Below are 19049 nucleotides of genomic sequence, written 5' to 3'. Positions count from 1 at the left end.
CAGTCTGCCTAGAAAGTAGTGAATGCTACTTATGGGCAGCTTCTTTTTTATGCTACGTATTAGTTCATTGAGGATGATTCGGCTGCGACACTCCAACGTTTCAGATGAGGCAGCTGTTCAGCGAGTAATTTACGGGCTACGGCCTCGTCCATTCCTTCTTCGACCAAGTAGCCTGTACAAATGTCGGCCATTTCTTGCAGCGTAATATCAGGCTGTTTAAATGCTCCACCTTCATAGCAGTATACACAGTAATCCACGATTTTTCCGCCTTCTTTATTCGTTCCAAGTAGTTCCTCAGTCGGCATAGGCATCCCACAGCTCTGACAAAATTTCAGTTCGCCTTGTTCTTGCCCTACATGTTCCTGTTCCATATTCAACACTCCTTTTAAAAGTATGCGAAGCTTATGAACACTCGCTTTAAGTTCAGTATAGAACTATGAAGCTGACGACATACCGTCAAGTTTAGGATTAGGTTGTATATTTATTGGCAATGCCAATAGCCAGCTCCCCCAGCTTATGACGGATATGCTCTGGTTCTAGCACTTCTATGGACGTTCCGAAGCTGAGCAAGAAGCCATAGAGCCATCCGTCCTCGGGATAATGAATGGACACATTATATCCACCGTGTCCGTCCGGCTGAAGCTCCGTGGAGTCAAAGCGATCTTCCGCGAGATGTCTGCCTTCAGGTGTGAAGTGCAGAAGGATTGGCGTAACTGCTGCGGCTGAAGTCACTCTCTGATAATCAGTGCTCCAGGGTAGCTCACGCATATCCTTATCTTCTCGTATGAATTCCCTGGTTTCTTTAACGAGTCCCTTCATACGAAGTAGCTTGAATAATCTGAAATCCTGGCGTTGCAGACAGTAACCATATAAGTACCACGTCTGTCCTTTTAAGACTAAAGTATAGGGCTCGACAGAACGCTGGCTGGTTTGTCCTTCGGCATTTACATAATCAAAGGCTACAGTCCTGTTTTCTTCCAGTGCTTCTTTTAAAATCGCAATTTTCTCTTCTAGCACAGGCTGAAGCCCCCAGGGAGAGAAATCGATGATAAGCTGGGTTGTTTTACTTCGGAAAGCGGCGGACTGTGAGGGTGGGATTACGCTACTGATCTTCTCCATGAGCAGGGTGTGTTCAGTTCCGCCATAAGAGGAGACACTTTGCAGTGCCGTGAAAATATCAGCCAGCTCGCGGTCAGTCAATACATTGCGATCTAATCGGTAGCCTTCCATAAGGCCAATGCCACCACCCGCTCCCTGATAGGTAACGATAGGAATTCCAGCTCCATTAATACTTTCAATATCACGGTAAATCGTGCGAACGGACACTTCGAACATATCGGCGAGCTCCTTCGCCTGAATGAGACGCCGGTTCATTAACAGAATGACGATAGAGAGCAATCGATCGATTTTCAAAAGGCAGAGCCCTCCTTTTCGGATAATTTCGTTATGTAATGATGATGTACTACATCTTAGCAAATCCTTGGAAATAAAGCATTGTCACAAATTAATAATTCGATTAATATCTAATTAGATGTTTATATAAATAGAAAGTTGAGGTTTACAATGATAGGTAATCAATCAGCCATTGCGATTTTTAAAGGTCAAAAGGGATATTCACGTCTATTTACAGCTGGACTAATCAATGGAATAGGAGATCGTTTTACCGGGATAGCTGTTCTGGCGTTGGTTCTGCAATTAACAGGATCAGGGATGGCGGTGGGAATTTCGCTAGGTGTGCGGCTGTTACCTTATTTGTTTCTGGCACCGCTTGGGGGAATACTAGGCAGCAAATTTCCACGCAAATATATCATGATTGCCACGGATATGATGAGGGTTCCGGTAGCGCTAGCCTTTTTGTGGGTCGATGGAGAAGATAAGCTGTGGCTGCTATATACGGCGAGTTTTTTGCTGGCGGCGGGGGAAGCGATTTACAGCCCTATTCGTAAATCTTCAATCCCCTTGTTGGTGAACAAAGATTCTCTGCTGACCGTCAACGGGCTGGAGCAGCTTATGAGTGGCTGTGTACTTATAGTCGGTGCGTTTAGCGGTGGTGTGGTCTCCATGTGGTTTGGCCCAGAGGCAGCGTTCATTATGAATGCACTATCTTTTCTAATCGCGGCGTTATTCATTTACGGGATCGACTTCTCGCAGAAGGTTGATAGAATGACCGAAGATCATAGAGATATAGATTCTTCAAATGAACACAAAGTAAAAGTGAACCGACAGCAAAAGGCAGGCCGATTGCGGGCGCTCGGGATTGTAATTAGCGGGAGTATAACATTACAGGTTATTTTCGGGTATGAACTGCTTGTTCCAATGCTGAATGGTCTGGATAATGTGCTGATTAGTGTATATGCAGTACAGGAATTTCAAGCGGGGGATATTGGCGTAGGGGCTTTTTATGCAGCGCTTGGCATCGGGCTTAGTCTCAGTTTTTTTGCCGGACGATATGTAAAAAGAGGGCTGCTGGCTGTAGCTATAATTGGCCTCATGATTGAAGGATTACTGCTGATGGGCATCAGTGTTAGCAATCATTTTGTGATCGCGTTTATATTATACATTCTGTTGTCTTTTGCCGGAGGGACGGGAAATGCTTGTCTGGATACACTAGTTATGCGCGAGACGCCTTCCACTATGCAACCTGTTATTTTTGGACTCCTGTCAGCAGTAGGGAATTCGTTGCTTGGGTTATCTATGCTGCTCGCGGGGTGGTTATTAGAATGGGTGGAGCCTCGGGCGCTGGGCTTTGCTGGGGGAGCTGGGTTTTCCGGAATTGCAATATTGCTGGCAGGGTATGCGTTGGTACGCAGCAAGAAGAAAGGACTTCAGAATTTTTAAAAAGAGCGGTGACTTCACCGCCCCTTGGAAGGTTTTTTAACCTGTGCTTGAATCTTTATGGCAGCTTTGCGAGGGAAGAGACGGGCACGGATACTTTTACGGTAACGGTAAATGATCACAAGAGCTGCTAGTACTGCACCACCGGAGATAATCCGCAGCGCATATAATTCGAACAAATGGAAGATGCCCATCCACTGTGGACCAAACACCCTTCCGATCCCAAGAAACAGCACTACCCAGAATACGGCTCCACTATATGCATATAGGGCGAATTTACGGAAGGGAAGCGCGATAATGCCAGCAAAATAGCCGGTAAAGTGACGTACCCCTGGAATGAAATAACCGATAAAAATAAGAATGCTACCATATCTCTCAAACCACTTCTGTGTTTTCTCAAGCTTAGTAGGTGAGAATAGAAACCACTTGCCATATCGCTGGATAAAGGGCATTCCGGCTTTTAATCCGACAAAATAGGTGAGGGTCATCCCAGCTGTGGTGCCTGCAAGAGCAACTACAATTAGCGTAAAGAAATCAAGCTTTCCGGTATAGGAAAGGAATCCGGCAAACGCCATAGTGGTCTCGCCGGGAAAGGGTAAGGCAACGAACTCGAGAAATAATCCGAAGAATAATACGCCATATCCATATTTAGTGAATAATTCTTGTATAAAGCTCAGCATTTCCATAAGATTGTCACTCTCCAAGAGGCAGTTGTTTTATTCTATTTTACAGCTTGTCTTCATACAATCTACCAAATGGCTTTTAGGCCAATAGAATGCTGGAGGTAGAGAAGATGAAGAGTAACAAAAGTATTCATAGCCGCCGAAAGTTGATAAGCGGATTGCTCGTTATGGTTGTAATATTTATCGTCATGCTCGGATGGAGCATAGGGAAAAATATAAATTCATGGGAGCTCCGATCATTGCAGCCCGCTAGCGCAGAGTCTGTATCTGTTAAGAATAAGCTTACCGCAGCGGCGATGCAAGATTTGCCCTCTGCAGCAGAACCACTCGCTTCCGAATCTCCGGAAGTTCACTCCTCTTCTAGTGCAGCCCTCACTGTGACTCAAAGCCCCCAAGCAAGTGGGGTAGAGAAAATATCCAAGGTTTCAACAACGAGTTCTGCAATTACAGCTGCAAAGAAAGCTAAGAAAACAGTCTATATTACATTTGACGACGGACCTAGCGAGAACACCTTCAATGTACTTGAAATTTTACAGCAGGAAGGTGTGAAGGCGACCTTTTTCGTCCTTGGTAACCAAGCGAAAAGCCATCCTGAGCTCATCGACTCTATTTGGGAACAGGGCCATGCCATTGGCAATCATACCTATAATCATAATTACCATGATTTATATAGTGGATTCACAGAATTTTGGAGACAAATTAAAAAGACTGAAGAAATTGTTCAGGGGATCACAGGGGATCGTCCGCAGCTTATTCGCGCCCCAGGGGGAACCTATGATCATTTTGATAATACCTATTTCAATTTACTGAAGCAAGCAGGTTATAAGGTTATGGATTGGACAGTGGATAGCGGCGATTCCAAACGGAAAGGAGTGCCGGCCTCAGAGATCTTGAAGGAATCGACAACAGATTTGAAGTCTTCTCAGGTTATTCTGCTGCTGCATGATGGAGGCGGTCATCAAGAGAGCGTCAAAGCGCTGCCGGACATTATTGCACGCTATAAGGCTGCTGGATACGATTTTGGCATATTAGATGAAACGGTTGAACCTGTGCAGTTCAGAGTCTCTTCAAAAGCCAGTAATTTAGAGAGAGTAAAGCCTTCGGAGGCTTGGATCGCATCAAATATCACACCAAATGCGGAGCTGTTTACGGCCGGAAAGCCACTGGTTCTGGAGGTTGGAAAGCTGGAAACAAAGCTGAATCCTGGGGAATATTCCGTACGAAATGGACAGTATATGGTTCCGCTCCGTGCTGTGATTGAACGGCTTGGCGGACAAGTTAGCTGGGATGCGGACAGTCGAAGTGGAAAAATTACTTGGAACGGAAAAGATATCGTCGCAGATGTGGCGAACAAGGATCTGATTCTAAACCTTCCTGATAACGTTCAAAAGACAATCGACGCGAGGGTAGAAATGATTGGTGGATCGATCTGGGTTTCGCTACGGGATTTACTTGAGACAGCAGGTCATCCTCCACTTAATATAAGCGTTACTGAAGTGGAACGCCGTGTGAAAACGTTCTGAAAGAAGAGCTGAGGCTGTCTAGTAAAAAGAAAAAACAAATGTCTGGGCACCCTTTTTCATGGGAAGAATAGATAGTAATAAGTTCCTGAGCTGGGAACAAGTCTATGACCAAAGGATGGGTGTTCCATTGTCCTCTTCATCACTAATTGATCAACAGAAGAAAGATGCCGGAAGTGTCAAAAGCTTCTCTTATCCGCGTAGCCGAAGTGCTCTGATGGAATGGTTAAGGATGCTAACTGTGGCTGGAATTATTGGTGCTTTATATGCTTGGCGAGGAGGCCAGTCTTTGCTGTTTCTCCTGATTGTTATTGGAGTGATTATGCTTGGTGGACTTGTGCTTCAGCTCTCCGGTCCGCGGGCCATAAAGCTAGTTCGTACGATTGCCCCTGCAAGACCGATGGCCGGAAATACACTTCAGGTGAAGGTTCAGCTGAGTTTTTCTTCTCGGTTGCCACTTCCTTGGATGACCATTGCCGATTATTGGGGTGACAGCCATTATCAAAAGCTGATTTTCCCTGGATTCAAACGTTCTTTTTCATACACATACACCATTGAAAATATATCCCGCGGGAATCATCATTTGCTGGGCTGTAGAGTAACTTGGGGTGACTTCCCAGGTTGGTTCACGGGTAGATCTGAACCGGATGAAGGTCAGAGCTTTAAAGTGCTGCCAGCCCCTTTATACTTTGGTGGAACTGTGCCAGATAGCGGTTTTATGACGGGAGACACCATGTACTCTAGACGGGGAAGAAGCATCAGTGATGAGGCTTTGGAATCAAGGGAGTATGAGCCAGGGGATCCACTTAGCCGAATTCATTGGAAGAATAGTGCACGAACGGGAGCGCTTCAGAGTAAAGTTCCGGAGCGGGAAAAGGCAAGGATGACCTGTATCGTGTTGGCCAATGATTCACTCAGCTTCGAGGTTCCTACAGATGCTCTTAAACCTCGTGGAAACCGAGATGATTCGCCTTCGGCATTTGAGAAAGCGGTGTCGACAGCGATGGGGCTGATGTTATTCGCTGAGCGCTCAGGTGCTTATGTTCAGTTGTTTAGCGGCGGTTGGCCAGAAGGGATGGCTAGACATGAAGGGCTGGGTAAAATCCCAGGGAGAGTGCTGGACATTCTTACTGAAATTTCTCCGGATGGAACTAGAAACCTGTCGAGGTTACTAGAGGATGCTTCCCGAGGGTGGATTCCGGGGATGACAGTAGCCATCATTACGGGACGATTAGAGGAGGAATCTGCCAAGGTCATTGCCAAGTTCTTGGTGCAGGGTGTGAAGGTTGAACTTTATTATGCTTGGGACCAATCGGCACCGTTGCAAGGGGGGGCTAAAGTATTGGAGACTCGACAGCCTGTAAGGGGAACTGTAGGGGACAGTTTAGCTCGTCTCGGAGCACGAATGTTTTGTCTGGATGATGCATTGCCAGCATTCAGGTTCAGGGAGGTAGAGTACCATGAATCGTCCGGAAAACCAACGCTACGTTAAGGGAACACCGGGTGATATAGAACGCCCTATGAATGGCTTTCAGTTTAATTTGGGGCAAATGGAGAACAGTCATGCCGGTAAGCAGAGAAAAGTGCCTCTGTACTATCGTTTACTGTTCTCTTTGGCCATTATGGGGTTATTCGTTGAATGGTTACTCCCTTTATATAGGTCTGCATTATTGGAAGATACCGCTAAGATGCTACAAGTGCTAATGATATTGGCGGCAGTGTTACTGCTATGGGGGATATTTCAGATTCAGGGGTGGTTACTGCTAAGTATCCAATTTCTTATCATTGCCACAGCGTGGCTTTACTTATGCAGTGAAGGCGAAGGCATTGGATGGTTAGGGATTTATGCGACAGGTATTCCGAATGATATCATGCTGCTTCTCTCTGGGCAGGTCTCTCAGTTAAGTGAGATCAGCAGGCTTTTGATATTGATTGTAGGCTGGGGACTATTGGTTTCCTCAGTACAGCAGCTTGCACTCTTCCGAGGAAGTACGGTCCTATTCACAACAGTTACAATCATTTACTTGCTGGTCTTGGATATGGGCTTTGATGTCAATACCACGATGGATATTGTGATATCTATGGGTCTTATCTTTTGGATGCAGGCGATGAGTGGTCTGCTGCGTCTTCGAGAGCGTGAGGGTGTTACTTCATTGCCTTATGCGCGTTGGGGAGCGCTGACTTTGGCAGCAGCCATAGTCGTGATGATAACGGCATGGTTCGGTGGGCAGCTATTTGGAGCGAGACCAGCCAGCGAGCTTGCACTGCAATCGGAATTCCAGAAGCTGCAGTTATGGGCGTCAGGGCATTTGCCGGAAGATAAGGGGTCTAATTCTTCAGGAACAACAGGGTATAGTACGAATGACGGTGAACTCGGTGCCCCGTTGTCCCGAAATACTGATCCTGTCTTTACCGCGATTACAAGCGAGCGTACATATTGGAGAGGTGAGAGCATCGCTTACTATGATGGACGACGCTGGATCAGGGGGGGCGAAGAGTTTATGCCACTAAATCTGTCCGGCATTCCAAAGAATCTTCGATCGACGTTAAGCGGTGAAGCGAGGAACCGGACACTTCAACAGCGGATACAATTTTCAACCCCTTCTTCTGGAGGAATTCCTTTATTCAATGCGGGAATAATAACGGATGTTGAGTCGATCGGACTCTTGAACGGCAGTAAACTGGGATATGTTCTGGCTAACATGGACAGAGAAAGTTTTCGTCTGCCTGATTCGATAGGCTCTGCACGAATTACAGAATATACAGTGGAATCCTTACTTCCTGAAAGTGATCCTGTGCTGCTTCGTGGTTTAATTAGTAGCGATCCACAGGAAATTAAGGGCAAGTATTTGCAATTGCCAGATTTGTTACCCGTACGAGTGAGAGAGCTGGCAGAGAAGCTTACCGCTTCATCTGGTAACCGCTATGACTCCGTAACGGCCATTAAGGATTACTTACAAAATGGATATTCCTACACGTTGAACACAACGGTTCCACCATCCGGATCTGATTTTGTCGATCACTTTTTATTTGAGGAGAAACAGGGCTACTGTGTACATTTTGCAACGACTATGACCATACTGCTGCGCAGTGCAGGTATTCCTGCTCGTTATGTCCAAGGCTACGGGCCTGGGACCTTGCAGGACGATACTATGCCGGCGAAGTATCTAGTCACCCAGGGCGATGCCCATGCTTGGGTGGAGGTCTATTTCGCCGGCGCCGGTTGGGTCCCCTTCGACCCAACGCCGGGCCCAGCGCTTACCGCCGGCTTCGCCGCGTCGGCGCTGCCTGCGGCAGCCTCGCTCGCGCCGCAAGCTGCGCGAAGCGCGGACCTTCCCGCCCTGCCGCTGGCGGGCGGGTCCAATGCAGCGCCGCTCGCTGCCGCGGCGCTGCTTCCCGCCGCCGCTTGGCGCTGGCGGCGTAGCCTGGCTCTGCTGCTGGCAGCGCGCAGCGCCAGCATCATGAGCCGCGAGAGGCAGCTGCGCGCTGCCTCTCTAGCTTGGCACGGGCTGGCGGAGCGGTTTGGACCGCCGCCGCCCGGTGTCACTGGCAGGGAGTATGTGGACTCCCTGCAGATTTACGACGCCGGACTAAGCGAAGCCGTCCGGCAGTTCGTACGCCAGTGGGAGACCCTGGCGTACGCGCCCGCGCCTTCAGCAATCGTCGCGGTGGAACCCGCGAACGAAATACCTGCAATGTCTGAAATTCCTACATTCTCTGCATCACCAGCATCACCAGCTGAGATCAGCGGGCTCGCTACATCTGATGCAGCCGCGTTTATACGTGAATGCCTGATTATCACCTTCCGGGTAACTTAATCGGCGAGATTAGCTGTAGATGCTATACAATTCCTTACATGGAAAGGAATGTACTTCATTAAGTTTAGCTCTCTCCTATTATGAGAAGTGTGTTCTCCTTTCCTTGACGATGAGAATTAACCATGAGTATAATGAATCCAATAATCAAGGGAGGCTCGTAATGAATAAGCCAAATGAAATTATCGTCGTTCTCGATTTCGGGGGACAATACAACCAACTTATCGCGCGCAGAATTCGGGACCTAGGAGTATACAGCGAACTTTTGCCGTACAATACGCCAGTAGACAAGATCAAAGCACTTGCACCTAAAGGGATTGTCTTCTCTGGCGGTCCAAGCAGTGTATATGCTGAAGATGCTCCACATGTGGACCCAGCCATTTATGATCTAGGAGTACCGATCTTCGGTATTTGCTACGGTATGCAGCTGATGGCTCATCAGCTTGATGGTAAAGTGGAACGCTCCGCTAAACGTGAATACGGCAAAGCCGATATTGACTTTGAACAAGGAACTGCACTAGTGGCTGGGCTAGAAAGCCGCCAGACCGTATGGATGAGCCATGGTGACCATGTGGTTGAACTTCCAACAGGATTCAAGCTGGATGCAGGAACTGAAAGTGCTCCAATCGCGGCAATGAGCAATGATGAGCGCAAGCTGTTCGCTGTTCAATTCCACCCAGAAGTGCGTCACTCAGTACATGGTAATGAGATGATCTCGAACTTCTTGTATCAAGTTTGCGGTTGCGACGGCAAATGGACGATGGAATCATTTATTGATGAAGCCATTCAAGATATTCGTAACCAAGTTGGAGATAAAAAAGTACTCTGCGCACTTAGTGGTGGCGTAGATTCTTCCGTAGTTGCAATGCTGATTCACCGTGCAATCGGTGACCAATTGACTTGTATGTTTATTGATCATGGCCTTCTGCGTAAAGGTGAAGCGGAAAGCGTTATGGAGACCTTCGTAGGTAAATTCGATATTCATGTAGTGAAAATCGATGCACGCGAGCGCTTCATGAGCAAGCTTGCAGGCGTTGAAGATCCAGAGCAAAAGCGTAAAATCATTGGTAATGAATTCATCTATTGCTTTGACGAAGAGTCGGCCAAGCTCGGTGATTTCGCGTTCCTTGCACAAGGTACGTTGTACACGGATATTGTTGAGAGCGGAACAGCTACGGCTCAAACGATTAAATCTCATCACAATGTAGGCGGTTTGCCTGAAGATATGAAATTCAGCTTGATCGAGCCTCTAAATACCTTGTTCAAGGATGAGGTTCGTAAATTAGGTGAAGAGCTAGGAATGCCACATGCTATCGTTTGGCGTCAGCCTTTCCCAGGTCCGGGTCTTGCGATCCGTGTATTGGGTGAAGTAACAGAGGAGAAGCTTACTATCGTTCGTGACTCTGACTATATTCTACGTGAGGAAATTGCTAAAGCGGGATTAGACCGTGAAATTTGGCAATACTTCACTGCCCTACCTAACATGAAGAGCGTGGGTGTTATGGGGGATGCTCGTACGTATTCCTACACCGTAGGTATCCGTGCAGTAACTTCCATCGACGGCATGACTGCTGACTGGGCACGTATTCCATGGGATGTGCTTGAGAAGATCTCTGTACGTATCGTCAACGAAGTAGAGAACGTAAACCGTATCGTGTACGATGTAACTTCGAAACCACCTGCAACGATTGAGTGGGAATAATAATAATTGATTTGAAGAAAACTCCCTTTTATCTGAGTTATATACCAGATAAAAGGGAGTTTTTTTGATTTAAATCAATGAATTCATCGAGGGTTTTATACATTTTGCTGTTAAACGATGGATTAATGCAAAATAAATCCTTCCTCTTCGGCCTCATTGCTTGGCAGGAAAGGCAGCTTTGGGTTCGTTTTTAATAAGGCTTCCATCAACGCGTGATCAAAATTATGCCTTACTGCACAGCTGCGGTCAAAAATCATGGTTGCCTCATCTCCCGGTGTACATGCCGGCCACTGGGGCAGGGAAGGGAGGTTAGGGTTGCCATAGTGTGCAAAGTTTACCCAGGCACCGCAGATGCGTTCCTCCAACAATTCCGAAACACCCGGAATGAGGCAAATGGGAACACGTTCCGTATTATGGAATACGAATGGGATCTCAGCGCAGTGCCATGCGATCTTGCCGCCCTCAAAAGGAAATTCATAAGCAAACATGTAGGAGTAGGTAGGAGCTTCCCTGTGTACGGATTTTTTCTCAATAAAGTCTTTGGTTGGAATACGGAAGAAGGTGTCCAAGAACAGCAGGTCGGACAAGTGTTTATCCGGATACGCTTCCTTAAACTGTGTGACTAGCTCTTCCGTATGATTGCCATACTTTTGGGTCAGCATCTCTATAGTGGCTTCCTCAGACACGTCCTGCTTGTTAGGAACACCGGGACCAAAAGCGAACTCACCAAAAACGCTACCAATCAATACCGGAATGGTCTTCGCATGCTCGGTAAAGCCCACCTCTCTAGGGTCACCTACATAGAATTCATTAGGCATAGGATTGCCGCCAATGTATTCCCCTTGCATTGCGAGCGTTGGTGCAACTTTATTATAAGCTGCAGCTAACTGAGAATAAGGAACCGCTTCCAATTTTTCCGCTTCGTCCAGGCCCAGGTTAAGCTCTGCCAACAGTGCCTTTACAATGGCGGTGCCATCGGTCTTGCTAGTATCCAAGAACCCATCGATTAATCCGCTTTGAATAACGCCTTTATGGAACAGGCCGTCTGCTGCCGGGGTATTCATAAGTGTCCATACCTTCATACCGCCGCCAGACTGTCCGAAGATAGTCACATTTTCCGGATCGCCGCCGAAAGCTGCAATGTTTTCCTGAATCCATTTCAGAGCAGCTACCATATCGGCATTTCCTGCATTGGCGGAATTGACATATCTATCTCCAAAAGCCGACAGGTTCATGTAACCAAGAATATTCAATCGGTGATTTAGGGTTACTACGACCACATCGCCGAACTCGCTGAGTTTGTCTCCTTCGTAAGCTACCTGTTCAATGGAAGAGCCAGCTGCGAAACCGCCCCCGTGCAGCCATACCATGACAGGTTTTTTGGCCTGCGGTTCAAGGCTCTGGGTCCAGATGTTCAGATACTGGCAATTCTCATCCATAGGCCAGTAACGGTGAGGAACCAGCACTTCCATCTGGGGATTATCCTGGGTTAGCATGGGGGACACATAACCATATGCCAGCGCATCCTTTACCCCCTCCCAGGGTGCTACTTCTGTAGGCATCTGGAAGCGCTTGGCATCTGCGTACTTGATCCCGTGGAAGGTGTAAGTGTCGTTAACTTGAAAACCTCTCAGTTTTCCGGCTTTAGTCTGTACAATGGGTTCAGTTGAGGAACATACGAAATTGTTTGCTGTCATCATCGAAATCCTCCTTACATAAGATAACCCCATTATAATAAAAGACCGATAGTAAAAAATACCGGAAACTTATCTGTTTTATCCTTATTCTTTGCTTCTTTTCTGGAATCCAGCAGTTCTGTCCTGAGGAACAGAAAATAATCGTGATAAAAAAGTCAATATTCCCTTATGCTACAAAATTCAACACCGCCCTTCAGCAAAAGGGGTTGTCTGTGTTTGATTGCTAAGTACGAAAAAAATGTGGAATAATGTCCATATGAAAACTACCTATGAAGTCATCACAACCAATCGTTATACTCCGTTCCGGCTATTGCTTCATCGCCCGAATCATGTGCAGATGCATTGGCATGAGAATTTAGAGATCATCTTTGTCCTGAAAGGCACGATCGAATTGTTTCGGCAGCAAGAGCGGCATCTTCTGCACGAATCAGCTATTACCGTCATTAATTCGAAGGAGGTTCATTCGATCAGCGGCGATGAGAACAGCTTGATCTTAGCGCTGCAGGTATCTCATTCTTATATAGAAGAGCAGTTTGCAGTGATTAAAGAGCTGCAGTTCCATTGTGATTCTTACTTATATGACCAACAGCATCAGACAGAGTTCGATCCGCTCCGGCAGATGTTGGCGTACATGATGTTGACGTATACGAAACAAGCACTGGGTTATGAGTTGGAGCTGAAAGGCCTGTTGTTCCGGCTCATGGCGTATCTCGTCAAATATTATTCCAAGCCATTACTGGGCAAAGATGCTTCACCTGATGTGAAGTTTATGGATCGCCTCTTGGCTATTACTGAGTTTATTCAACACAATTATGCGAAGCCGATCTCTTTAACAGAGATTGCCGAGCAAGAATTTTTGTCTGTGCACTATTTGTCTCGATTTTTCCAAAAGTTTTTGGGCACGACCTTCTCTCAATATCTTAACGGTGTGCGTTTGGAGCATGCTTTAGATGAACTGAATTACAGTGATTTAACGATCACCCAAGTGGCGCTGAATAACGGATTTCCCAGTATCAAATCTTTCAATAAGGTATTCAAGGAATTTTACGGAACAACGCCGAGAGAGTATCGTGCGAAGCACGCGGGCGATATGTCCGCTTATGCGAATGCCGGAGCATCGAAGACCCCGAATTATCTGGAAATGAATCAACAGGATGCCTTCAAGGAGCTGTTCAAATATTTGCCAAGCGAATCTCAGGAATCCGACTTTATTATGCAAGACAAAATGAGCGTAAAGACGGAGAGCATCCACCTCGATGCAAATACTGCAACGCCGCTTAGACATACTTGGCGAAGGCTGACTTCGATTGGCAAAGCGAAAGAGGGCTTATTCGGAGAGGTGCAGCGGCAGCTCATCCAGCTTCAGAAGGATATCGGGTTCTCCTATATCCGGTTTCATGGGATCTTCGACGACGAGATGATGGTGTATCATGAGAACGGACGTGGCGAGCCGTATTATCTGTTTACTTATGTGGATCAGCTATTTGACTTTTTCTTAAGCATTGGCCTGAAGCCGTTTATTGAGCTTGGGTTTATGCCTTCAAAGCTAGCGTCCGGAGATGCGACGATTTTCGTGAAAAAGAGCAATGTCAGCTTTCCCAATCAATTAACGCGCTGGATGGGTCTCGTCGAAGCACTGATAGACCACTGCATCGAGCGATACGGCGTTGAAGAGGTGACGACATGGTATGTTGAAGTATGGAATGAACCAGATGTCGTCTCCTTCTGGAGCGGGACTCAAGAGCAGTATTTCACCTTCTATCAGGCAACCCATGAAGTGATCCGGAAGTATCCGAAGCTGAGAATGGGTGGGCCAAGCTTGTTGTCTCCAACGATTCTTAATGATACTTGGTTACAGGATTTTCTGTACTTCTGCATTCAAAATCATTGTGTGCCCGACTTTATATCATTCCATAGCTACCCGTTCGATCAGATATTTTATGATGCGATGCAGCTGGACGGGGGGATGTCGGAGGAATTCGTTTGGACGGCAGAGGAAATGTCGAAATATTGGACGCTGTCGGCGGCTGAAGATTATCTATCACAAGTCATCGCCAAAGCGCGTGATATTGTTGCTGAATCAGGAGTGAATATCAAGGAAATTCACTTGACGGAGTGGAATTCGAGCGGTAACCAACGAGACTTGATTCATGATACATGCTATCAATCCGCATATATCGTGAAGAACGTCATCGATACGATCGACCAAGTGGATAGTCTTTGTTATTGGACGTGCACGGATTTTCTGGAAGAGTTTCTTGTGCCGAATCAAGTGTTTCACGGCGGACTAGGGCTGATGACGAACAACGGAATTGAGAAAGTTGCTTATCACGCTTATCAAATGCTTGCCAAATTAGGTTCTGAGATGATCCAGCGTGGTGAGAACTATTGTATTACAAGACAAGGGAATGAGATTCAGGTGCTCTTATTCCATTATGTACATACAGATGCCTTGTATCGTCGTAATGACGTCTCTCATTTGAATGAATACGACCGATACCGCATTTTCAAGCATAATGATCCGCTCGAGCTTACCTTGGAATTGTCGTGCCTTACGCCAGGCAGCTATCAGATTCGCAAAACATCGTTGAACCGGCAATGGGGCAGTTCCTTCGATCGTTGGGTGGACATGGGACACCCCAAACATCTTCATTCGGAGGATATTGCCTACCTAAGGAGCACAAGTCTACCGAAACGGGAAATATTCGTTCAACTCATCGATCAACAATTTAATCTCAAAGCAGAACTTTCACCACATGAAGTCCAATTGTATGAAATGAAAAGAATCTAATTCATCATAAATCGATCCCTAGCAGGCATGCAGGGGTCTTTTTTGTCTTTTGACAGGTTCATATTTGACCTTATAACAATTTCACAAAGGTTAAGCAGGTTTCAAAGAGGTTAAAATTGCGATGGCACCGAGATAAATAACGGAAAGTTATTATTGATAGCGCTTACTATAATGAAAGTATGCTAACGAGTAGGAGGTAACAACATGTCAACCAAACAAGTACCATGGTTTGAACGAATCAGCTATTCACTTACCGATACCGCATCCAATCTCGTCTTTCAAGTAGTAACAACCTATCTGTTGTTCTACTACACCGATTCGATCGGAATGAGTGCGGCTGCTGTAGGTACATTATTTTTAATCGCCCGGGTTATCGATGCGTTTGACAGCCCTTTCTTCGGGATCATGATCGATAAGACGAATACTAGATGGGGAAAATCACGCCCGTGGTTTTTATGGTTATCCTTACCATTTTGCGTTGTTGCGGTACTCACGTTCTCCGTACCGGATATTAGTTCGTCGGGGCAACTTGCATACGCTTACGTGACCTATATTCTATTAGGGATTTTATATGCAGGGATTAATTTGCCAATCACTTCCATTCTGCCGAGTTTATCGAGTGATCCGCAAGAGAGAACTGTTATTGGTACAGTCCGTATGCTATTCGCAATGGTAGGGATGATTGCCGTAACGACATTTACATTGCCGATTGTCCATAAATTAGGTCAAGGCAATGATGCCAAAGGCTTTAGCTTGACGATGACGATTTTTGCTTCGATTGCCTTTGTGCTGTTCATCAATGCATTTTTCAATACGAAAGAGCGTGTCGTATCCGCTTCTAGTCAGAAATCTTTACCGGTCAAAGAGAGCATCAAGGCGATCAAAGGCAATTGGCCATGGTTCATCATGTTGTTCCTAGGCTTTATTTTCTGGGTAGCAAACATCATGAAGACACAGACAACCACGTATTATTTTACGTATAAAATCGAAAGACCGGACCTGATTCCATTGTTCATGGCGTTGAACATGCTTATGCTTGTGACCTTAGTTCTCGTACCGTTTTTAACCAAAAAGTTCAGTAAACGGAATGTTTTGATATTCGGATTAACCGTTTCAATTATTGGTCAATTAATCATGTTCATGGGAGATCAAGCTAGCAGTATCGCAGTATTGATTGCGGGAAGCATCGTTGTTAGTCTAGGCGGCGGTTTTGCAGGCGGATTGTTGTTTATTATGATCGTGGATACCGTAGATTATGGCGAGTGGAAATCAGGGGTTCGTGCACAAGGCTTGCTGACAGCTTCCTCAAGCTTCGGTGTGAAATTCGGTATGGGTATTGGCGGCGCGTTATCCGCCTGGATGCTTGGACTTAGCGGTTATAAAGCGGGAGCAGTACAGACAGCTTCGGCACTTAGAGCCATCGATTTGAACTTTATTTGGATTCCTATTGTTTGTTATGTGTTAGCCATTATCGCACTATTGTTCTATACATTAGATAAAGAAGAGAGCCAAATGCTCGCGGATTTGAAAGCACGCAATAATCCAGTATTGTGAATTTAAGGATATCGAGAGGAGAAAACAATATGCTATATCAAGTAGATTTGACGAAGAAACCATTTAACCTGAACGAACAAGATATTACATGGGTACAAGAAACATTAGAAGGCTTAACGTTGGAAGAAAAAGTCGGACAGCTCTTTTGCCCGGTGGGCATGGGTGACAACGCGGCTTTAATCGATATGGTGAAGAAATACCAGCCAGGCGGATTAATGTATCGTCCGGGTCCGGCGCAAGAGATTCGCTCAGCGCATCAAGCCATGCAGGAGAACAGTAAAATACCGATGCTTCTCGCAGCAAACCTGGAAAATGGGGGAGATGGAGTTGCAACGGAAGGAACTTACTTCGGAAAGCAGCTTCAAGTGGCGGCAACGAATGATCTGGATATGGCGTATAAGCTAGGAACTGTGGCTTGTAGTGAAGGAAGAGCCGTGGGATTGAACTGGTCCTTTGGGCCAATTGTCGACATTAATATGAATTTCCGCAATCCGATTACGAATGTTCGTACCTTTGGTGATCGTCCAGAGACCGTGCTTGATATGGGACTTGCTTACATGAAGGCAGCCCATGAGAATGGTATGGCAGTATCGATTAAGCATTTTCCGGGTGACGGGGTTGATGACCGGGATCAGCATTTGCTGACATCTATAAATTCCCTCTCCACAGAAGAGTGGGATGCGACTTTTGGACATGTATACCAAACGTTAATTGATGAAGGGGCCAATACAGTCATGGTGGGGCACATTATGCAGCCAGCCTACCAACGTCATTTTAATCCAGGAGTAAAGGATGAGGATTTGCTGCCAAGTTCGTTGTCACCGGAGATTTTACAAAATTTGCTGCGCGAGAAGCTGAACTTTAACGGCGTAATCGTTAGTGATGCTACGCTAATGGCCGGATTTACAATTGCTGAACGCCGTGAGCTGGCTGTGCCGAAAGCGATTGCTGCGGGATGCGATATCTTCCTCTTCAATCGGAACTTCGAGGAAGATTTAGAGTATATGCTAAACGGCATTCGTAATGGCATTCTGACGGAAGAGCGCTTAAACCAAGCTGTAACGCGTATTCTTGGCTTGAAGGCATCTTTAAGATTGCATGAACAAGCTCGTACGAATACATTGGTTCCCGATGAGTCAGCTTTAGCGATCATAGGCTCTGAGAAACATCACCAATGGGCACAGGCTTGCGCCGACCAGTCCGTAACGTTAGTGAAAGATACGCAGCAATTACTGCCGGTTACACCGGAAACGCATAAAAGAATGCTACTCGTCGTGTTAGGTGATGAGGAGGGGAGCTTCTCCGCAGGAGGAAGCCATAAGCCATTCGTAGAGAAGCTGCGTGCCGCTGGATTTGAAGTTACTGTCCATGATCCGATGGACATGGAATCCATGTTCAAGTCGGTTCGGGATTATGTGAAGCAATACGACTTCGCGCTTTACTTTGCGAACTACGCGACAGCAAGCAATAAGACAGATCTGCGGATTAACTATACACCGCCATACGGTGGGGATATTCCATGGTTTATTAAAGAATTGCCAACGATGTTTGTATCCGTCGCGAACCCGTTCCATTTGCAGGATGTGCCGCGTATTCCGACGTTCGTTAATGCATACTCAGGAAATGAATATTCCTTGAATGCAATCGTTGACAAAATCCAAGGGATATCTGAATTTAAAGGAACCAGTCCGGTTGATCCATTCTGTGGATATTGGGAAGCCAGACTATGATGCGTGCCGTTATATTTGATCTTGACGGTGTACTGGTATCGACGGACCATTTTCATTATATGGCCTGGAAGCAAATCGCAGATCGACTAGGCATTCCTTTTGACGAGGATACTAATAACCGGTTGCGCGGCGTGAGTCGGATGGAGAGTTTGGATATTATTTTGTCTGGTGCTTCGGATCAGCAATTTACGGATGAGCAGAAGCAATCGTTAGCAGAGGAGAAAAATGCGATCTATCGAAAGCTTCTGGAGGAGCTTTCTCCCGCTGACATCTTACCCGGCGTAACGGAGACCTTAGAAGGATTACAGACGAAAGGGGTCGCCGCCGCTATAGGGTCTTCCAGTAAAAATGCGCGGTTCATTCTTGAGCAAGTTGGCTTGTTAGATCGGTTCACCATCGTCGTCGACGGTAATCAAATCTCGAGAAGTAAGCCTGACCCGGAAGTATTCTTGCTCGCGGCAAGTCTGCTGGAATGTGATGCATTGGCATGCCTAGTTGTCGAAGATGCGGTAGCTGGAGTGCAAGCAGGCGTCCATGCAGGAATGCAAGTTGCAGCAGTAGGTGACGCGATAAACAGCAAGGATGCGACATTTAAACTACAACGAATAGATCAACTGCTGAAGCTGATCTAAAATACGAAGGATTTATGAAGTTGAATCCTGCTAGAAGCTAAGATCATCCGATCTTAGCTTCTGTTGTAGTCACCTATGTCATTTGCATTT

The 19049-nt window shown here is 46.3% G+C and carries 13 protein-coding genes; 9 read left to right on the top strand and 4 right to left on the bottom strand.

Going from position 1 to position 19049, the window contains the following annotated elements:
• Positions 1-59 precede the first annotated feature (59 nt).
• On the bottom strand, positions 60-371 hold the full coding sequence (locus tag NSS67_RS31395; RefSeq protein ID WP_339317689.1) for a zinc ribbon domain-containing protein: 312 nt from the start codon (positions 369-371) through the stop codon (positions 60-62).
• A 97-nt stretch (positions 372-468) separates the two neighbouring features.
• Positions 469-1413: a YafY family protein gene (locus NSS67_RS31390; protein ID WP_339317688.1), complete on the bottom strand. Its 945-nt coding sequence runs from the start codon at positions 1411-1413 to the stop codon at positions 469-471.
• A gap of 150 nt (positions 1414-1563) precedes the next feature.
• Between NSS67_RS31390 and NSS67_RS31385 the strand changes: the two genes are divergently transcribed.
• Positions 1564-2838 carry an MFS transporter gene (locus NSS67_RS31385; RefSeq protein WP_339317687.1) on the top strand — a complete coding sequence of 425 codons (1275 nt, stop codon included), beginning with the start codon at positions 1564-1566 and terminating at the stop codon, positions 2836-2838.
• A gap of 14 nt (positions 2839-2852) precedes the next feature.
• Here the strand turns inward: NSS67_RS31385 and NSS67_RS31380 are convergent, their stop codons facing one another.
• The gene (locus tag NSS67_RS31380) at positions 2853-3521 is read right to left on the bottom strand and encodes a DedA family protein (RefSeq protein WP_339317686.1); all 669 of its coding nucleotides are present in this window, start codon (positions 3519-3521) and stop codon (positions 2853-2855) included.
• Between the two features lie 107 nt (positions 3522-3628).
• Between NSS67_RS31380 and NSS67_RS31375 the strand changes: the two genes are divergently transcribed.
• The 4 genes from NSS67_RS31375 to guaA all read left to right on the top strand — a co-directional run bounded on the left by NSS67_RS31375 (position 3629) and on the right by guaA (position 10555).
• Positions 3629-5041, top strand: coding sequence for a polysaccharide deacetylase (locus NSS67_RS31375; RefSeq protein WP_339317685.1), 1413 nt, complete (start codon positions 3629-3631; stop codon positions 5039-5041).
• A 58-nt stretch (positions 5042-5099) separates the two neighbouring features.
• Entirely contained in the window at positions 5100-6530 is a 1431-nt protein-coding gene (locus NSS67_RS31370; RefSeq protein ID WP_339317684.1) for a DUF58 domain-containing protein, read from the top strand.
• On the top strand, positions 6499-8856 hold the full coding sequence (locus NSS67_RS31365; RefSeq protein WP_339317683.1) for a transglutaminase domain-containing protein: 2358 nt from the start codon (positions 6499-6501) through the stop codon (positions 8854-8856). Before NSS67_RS31370 ends, NSS67_RS31365 begins: the two co-directional genes overlap by 32 nt.
• A gap of 160 nt (positions 8857-9016) precedes the next feature.
• Positions 9017-10555: a glutamine-hydrolyzing GMP synthase gene (gene guaA / locus NSS67_RS31360; protein WP_339317682.1), complete on the top strand. Its 1539-nt coding sequence runs from the start codon at positions 9017-9019 to the stop codon at positions 10553-10555.
• Positions 10556-10677: 122 nt separating this feature from the next.
• Here the strand turns inward: guaA and NSS67_RS31355 are convergent, their stop codons facing one another.
• Positions 10678-12252, bottom strand: coding sequence for a carboxylesterase family protein (locus NSS67_RS31355; RefSeq protein WP_339320756.1), 1575 nt, complete (start codon positions 12250-12252; stop codon positions 10678-10680).
• Between the two features lie 256 nt (positions 12253-12508).
• Here NSS67_RS31355 and NSS67_RS31350 point away from each other — a divergent pair, with 256 nt between their 5' ends.
• The 4 genes from NSS67_RS31350 to pgmB all read left to right on the top strand — a co-directional run bounded on the left by NSS67_RS31350 (position 12509) and on the right by pgmB (position 18959).
• Positions 12509-15043, top strand: a complete 2535-nt coding sequence (locus NSS67_RS31350) for a helix-turn-helix domain-containing protein (protein WP_339317681.1) — start codon at positions 12509-12511, stop codon at positions 15041-15043.
• 204 nt (positions 15044-15247) lie between these two features.
• Positions 15248-16597 (top strand): glycoside-pentoside-hexuronide (GPH):cation symporter, encoded by a 1350-nt coding sequence (locus NSS67_RS31345; RefSeq protein WP_339317680.1) that lies wholly within the window; start codon positions 15248-15250, stop codon positions 16595-16597.
• Positions 16598-16626: 29 nt separating this feature from the next.
• Entirely contained in the window at positions 16627-18327 is a 1701-nt protein-coding gene (locus tag NSS67_RS31340) for a glycoside hydrolase family 3 N-terminal domain-containing protein (protein ID WP_339317679.1), read from the top strand.
• Positions 18324-18959 carry a beta-phosphoglucomutase gene (gene pgmB, locus NSS67_RS31335; RefSeq protein WP_339317678.1) on the top strand — a complete coding sequence of 212 codons (636 nt, stop codon included), beginning with the start codon at positions 18324-18326 and terminating at the stop codon, positions 18957-18959. Before NSS67_RS31340 ends, pgmB begins: the two co-directional genes overlap by 4 nt.
• Positions 18960-19049 lie beyond the last annotated feature (90 nt).

The organism is Paenibacillus sp. FSL R10-2734 (assembly GCF_037963865.1).
Taxonomy (GTDB): Bacteria; Bacillota; Bacilli; order Paenibacillales; family Paenibacillaceae; genus Paenibacillus_AQ.
This window is presented reverse-complemented; position numbering and strand designations above follow the sequence as displayed.

Coding starts and splice junctions, on each gene's coding strand:
- NSS67_RS31395 (WP_339317689.1), bottom strand. CDS start 371: ATGGAACAGGAACATGTAGGGCAAGAACAAGGCGAACTGAAATTTTGT.
- NSS67_RS31385 (WP_339317687.1), top strand. CDS start 1,564: ATGATAGGTAATCAATCAGCCATTGCGATTTTTAAAGGTCAAAAGGGA.
- NSS67_RS31380 (WP_339317686.1), bottom strand. CDS start 3,521: ATGGAAATGCTGAGCTTTATACAAGAATTATTCACTAAATATGGATAT.
- NSS67_RS31375 (WP_339317685.1), top strand. CDS start 3,629: ATGAAGAGTAACAAAAGTATTCATAGCCGCCGAAAGTTGATAAGCGGA.
- NSS67_RS31370 (WP_339317684.1), top strand. CDS start 5,100: ATGGGAAGAATAGATAGTAATAAGTTCCTGAGCTGGGAACAAGTCTAT.
- NSS67_RS31365 (WP_339317683.1), top strand. CDS start 6,499: ATGAATCGTCCGGAAAACCAACGCTACGTTAAGGGAACACCGGGTGAT.
- guaA (WP_339317682.1), top strand. CDS start 9,017: ATGAATAAGCCAAATGAAATTATCGTCGTTCTCGATTTCGGGGGACAA.
- NSS67_RS31355 (WP_339320756.1), bottom strand. CDS start 12,252: ATGACAGCAAACAATTTCGTATGTTCCTCAACTGAACCCATTGTACAG.
- NSS67_RS31350 (WP_339317681.1), top strand. CDS start 12,509: ATGAAAACTACCTATGAAGTCATCACAACCAATCGTTATACTCCGTTC.
- NSS67_RS31345 (WP_339317680.1), top strand. CDS start 15,248: ATGTCAACCAAACAAGTACCATGGTTTGAACGAATCAGCTATTCACTT.
- NSS67_RS31340 (WP_339317679.1), top strand. CDS start 16,627: ATGCTATATCAAGTAGATTTGACGAAGAAACCATTTAACCTGAACGAA.
- pgmB (WP_339317678.1), top strand. CDS start 18,324: ATGATGCGTGCCGTTATATTTGATCTTGACGGTGTACTGGTATCGACG.